This is a genomic window from Pseudomonas sp. 2995-3 (assembly GCF_002742565.1).
Classification (GTDB): Bacteria; Pseudomonadota; Gammaproteobacteria; order Pseudomonadales; family Pseudomonadaceae; genus Aquipseudomonas; species Aquipseudomonas edaphica.
Genome location: NZ_LJSB01000036.1, coordinates 1 through 301, shown reverse-complemented (window position 1 = coordinate 301; position 301 = coordinate 1). Strand labels below are relative to the sequence as shown.

Here is a 301-nt window from a genome sequence, read left to right as displayed (position 1 = left end):
GAATCGTAAAGGAAAAAGGGTACAAGCTAGGTAATGTAGATTGTACGATTATGGCACAGAGACCTAAAATGGCGCCACATATTGAAAAAATGAAAAATAGGATTGCTGCATTATTAGAAGCTGAAGTAGGCCAAGTCAATGTTAAAGCCACAACGACAGAAAAACTAGGTTTTACAGGAAGAGAAGAAGGTATTGCATCGATGGCAGTCGTGCTGTTGATTGAAGAATAACAATAAATTAAAATAAACAATAAAGAACAAATGAATGGATGGTGTCATACTATGACTCAACAAGTACGTGT

1 protein-coding gene is annotated in these 301 nt (G+C 35.9%); it reads left to right on the top strand.

What is annotated here, in order from left to right; genetic code table 11:
- On the top strand, window positions 1-230 hold a 230-nt coding region (locus AOA62_RS00135; protein ID WP_143521703.1), incomplete at its 5' end, for a 2-C-methyl-D-erythritol 2,4-cyclodiphosphate synthase.
- Window positions 231-301: the final 71 nt, after the last annotated feature.